The organism is Lacrimispora amygdalina (genome assembly GCF_003432035.1).
Classification (GTDB): Bacteria; Bacillota; Clostridia; order Lachnospirales; family Lachnospiraceae; genus Lacrimispora; species Lacrimispora amygdalina.
In genome coordinates, this window is record NZ_QOHO01000175.1 from 1 (window position 1) to 3,818 (window position 3,818).

3 protein-coding genes are annotated in these 3,818 nt (G+C 34.5%); 1 reads left to right on the forward strand and 2 read right to left on the reverse strand.

What is annotated here, in order from left to right; translation table 11 throughout:
• Positions 1–42: 42 nt before the first annotated feature.
• Positions 43–336 carry a hypothetical protein gene (locus tag DS742_RS28560; RefSeq protein ID WP_341457664.1) on the forward strand — a complete coding sequence of 98 codons (294 nt, stop codon included), beginning with the start codon at positions 43–45 and terminating at the stop codon, positions 334–336.
• Between the two features lie 180 nt (positions 337–516).
• Here the strand turns inward: DS742_RS28560 and DS742_RS28565 are convergent, their stop codons facing one another.
• Positions 517–2,571, reverse strand: coding sequence for a peptidase domain-containing ABC transporter (locus tag DS742_RS28565; protein WP_117420273.1), 2,055 nt, complete (start codon positions 2,569–2,571; stop codon positions 517–519).
• 15 nt (positions 2,572–2,586) lie between these two features.
• Positions 2,587–3,818 (reverse strand): lanthionine synthetase LanC family protein (locus tag DS742_RS28570; protein ID WP_147325915.1); only part of this gene is annotated, 1,232 nt, incomplete at its 5' end.

Sequence of the window (3,818 nt, forward strand, 5' to 3'; positions counted from 1 at the left end):
CGCACATTCTCTTTCATACTTCAGGAGGGGATAAGGTCATCTATGTTTAGGCTATGGCGACAAGAAGAAGTGGCAGAAAACCCTGGGTGGTCAGTACGGCTGCTGTACATAGATGAGATTAACACTGCTGATATTGAATTTATAAGAGAGTCAGCCATGCGGTGCGATTACCTGATGGGGACACTCAATCCTGATGTTCCGAACTTACCGGTCTACAAAGAGTATATTAACTGCTCCCGTCCGCCTTCTGAGTGGGAGGAGGAGACACCAAAAGAGATACTGGAAGAATTGAGCGGGGAACCAATACCCGGTTGTTGGATATTGAGGACTGATTGATTTGGGATACTGTGATGACAGGAGCACTTTCTGCTCTCGATGAGTTTATGAAAATATGGTAATAACATGGCGGGGCACTGCCCGCCATGTGCAATACAAAAAAATTGACAGAAAACGAAGAAGCTTTATGACAGTTAAAATGAGCACAACTACGACACTCATCTGATCAGTAACAAATAATTATTCAAAGAAGTTTTCATAAGAAGGAAACCTCTGCAACAGCTGTTCATGGGTTCCCTGATATACGGTCCCTTCCTTTATATATATTATCTCGTCAGCATAATTTATCATACTTAATTTATGTGTGGAGATAAACACAGTCTTACCTTCTAAAATACCATTTGGACCAATCAGATTATTCATGATCTTTTCTTCATCAATAACATCAATATTACTTGTTGCTTCATCAAGTAAATATATTCTGGCATCTTTAATCAGGCATCTTGCCAGACAAATCCGTTGTTCCTGACCACGGGACAGGTTTTTTCCTTTTGATATCTCAGTTGCCCATTTTTGCGGTAGTCTGTTAATAATATCCTCTAATCCTGTAGCCTGGCTGATGCTGGCCAGTCTTTCATTTGTACATTGCTGGCCGAATAATACATTTTCTAATATACTGCTGTCCAGAATAGATGTGTCCTGGTCAAGATATACTGGCTTATCCTCATTAGCAGAATCAAATATTACTTCACCTTTATAATCATTAAAAAGATTTGCTAAAACCTTTAATAATGTGGACTTTCCGCTTCCGGATATTCCTATAACCGCATACCTCCTGCCCTTTTTAATCTGTAAATTTACATTTTCAAGACATTTAAAATTACCGTAGTAATATGACATATTTTCGACATGTATTTCCTCATCATTATTCAAATTGGAAACTTTACGCTCATTGTCCTGCATAAAATTTTCATCTAATAATTCATTTGTTTTATCTATATTTGGCAGTACGGTATATAAAGAATTAAAAGCCTGTCCGATTGTTATTACATTTTGAACTACTAAATATAGCAGTGGTAATAATGCCATCTGGCTGAAAATATCAGTATTTCTGTTGCAAACTATGTTTATGATACTAATTACTATGGGAACAACATATGTATAGATATTTGTTAATACACTTTGAATGCTTTGCAAAATGACTAACTGACCGTAACGCTCTGTCTGTTCTTCATTTTCATTATGCCATTTTTTCATGAAAATGTTGCCGACATCCAAAACCTTAATAGTTGAGATTGTCCTGATTATATTTTCACTTGTTGTATTGAGTTTAATCAATTTTTGTGTATATTTATTGCTCTCCATATATATTAGTTTACTAATCCCTATATAAAATATCAAATATAAAATATTAGCAGTCAGAAAAAGTCCCCCCAAAAATAAACTCTTCTGAAACAAAGCGACTTGAACTACAATAATGGTACATAGTGCTATAAAAGATGGGACTATTTTGAATAGCAGGGCGTCTTTTATCATTCCTCTTGCGTTGATACGATATAATAAGTCACCATTGCTTCTGAATGTAAAGAACTTGTAGTTTTTACTTATAAGTTTATCAACGAGTCTGTTACCGTATATCTGTTCATATAATATATTAAATTTTTTTGTTAAGAAGCCCTGGATCATACTGCCTGTCCCTAATAGGACAACCGCAGCAATTAATATTAAGGACAGATTTAAGTAAGAGTCGTTCTTACCTATTGCAGAATACATATATGAATAGCTCATAGCTACAATTTGAGTAAAAATTGAAGTAATTAACAGTCCAAATAAAATCGTTATTAATTTAGTATTGTTTAAGAATCCTAATATCTCCCGCTGCTTTACTACCACATTTTTTACATGTTTCCGGGTTTTAGTAATTTTTATAACAACACCGCTATAGATACTTTTAAACTCTGCATGGGAATAAGCGATTCTTCCTATCGCCGGATCAATTCCAATAAATTTGTTTTTGGTTACTTTATTGATAATAATAAAATGACCGTTATTTACATATGCAATGATAGGTAATATTGTCTGGTTGAATTTTTCGCTCTCAACTTTATAACCTTCTACGGAAAAGCCATATTCTCCTAATGCCTCTTTTAACTGCAGAACATTGCTTCCGGCCATGGACAATTCTACCTTTTCCACCAACCGGTAAACTGGAATTCTGCACTTAAATGTATCCATAATCATCGCTGCACAAGCAAGAAGACAATCCGATTGATTTGTCTGCAAGATAACTTTCATACTGACTTCTCCTTTCTATATATTTTCTATTGCCAATACAGAAGGTAATTTCAAATTTTTATAACGGTTCAGTAAATATTGTATTCCAGATTCTCCTACCATAAATCCAATCGCATTGATAGCGCCTGGTGCTCCTATACAACTATATCCTTGTTTTTGTGCATCCTCCATGGTCTGAATAATATAATTTTCCTTTTCAGGTTTTTCTCCCAGTACCTTCTCATACGAAAGGATGAAATCTATAAAAGCAAAATTTCCATGACATAAAGAATAGTTTTGAGAATTTAGAACTTTGCTTTCGATTACTTCTCTATACTGAGCCAGAAGATTATCCAGGTCTGATTCACTCATTCCGATTATTCCATCATTTATAAAACCCCATTTCTTCCAAATTAAACGGGAATACATGATTCCACAAGAACCATGACACCAAAAATGAGAATATGTATCCTCACTGCTCCTTAAGTCCTTCCACATATACTTTCCTGTATATAGCCGCTGTTCCTTTTCCCATAACCCTCGTGCCAATGTTATCAGCGCTTCCTGTTTGGCAATTCTGTTCATACACATAATGGATGTCATAATACCTGAATATCCATGTGCAAAGCTGGCATAATTAAAATTTTTATCCATAACACCAGTATCAAAATCAGAAATAAAATATTCCGCTATTGCCGGTAGAATTTCTTTTGCAAAATCGTCTGACTCATACCTGGCAAAAAAATAGATAACTGCTGAGTGCAGACCTGATAAAGTATCATAACAGTTTGTTTTTGATATATTATTTTTCACTAATTTTTTAATTTCCCTAAGAAACGTTTCATCATATTTTATGATTCCGGTCTCCTTAATTTTTGCTATAAAAGCATAGATTCCGGTCAGACCGCAGAAATAAGAAATATTATAATCGTTAAACATCCCCATATGATAAGCTGTTTTAATTGTATTATAAATCATCTCTATAATCGATTTTGTAAACTCATCTTTATTAATTAAATATTCAGAAAGATACATATAACCGATTCCTGTCAATCCGGAATATAATGACCAATCTAATACCGCATATTCCAATTGTTCCTTATCATTTACCATAAGCCCGATCCAACTGATTGTACCGTCGTCACCAACAATCCGGTTGTCATCAATATTTTCTCTCAGTGGTTTATTATTCTCTGAACGTATTTCTTTTTTATCGCTCACCCTCATATCTTTATATTCAATCCCCAAAGCGATACTCGATGTAATTG

Excerpts from the sequence above, each read along its gene's own strand:
- DS742_RS28565 (WP_117420273.1), bottom strand. The coding sequence starts at position 2,571 with ATGAAAGTTATCTTGCAGACAAATCAATCGGATTGTCTTCTTGCTTGT.
- DS742_RS28560 (WP_341457664.1), top strand. The coding sequence starts at position 43 with ATGTTTAGGCTATGGCGACAAGAAGAAGTGGCAGAAAACCCTGGGTGG.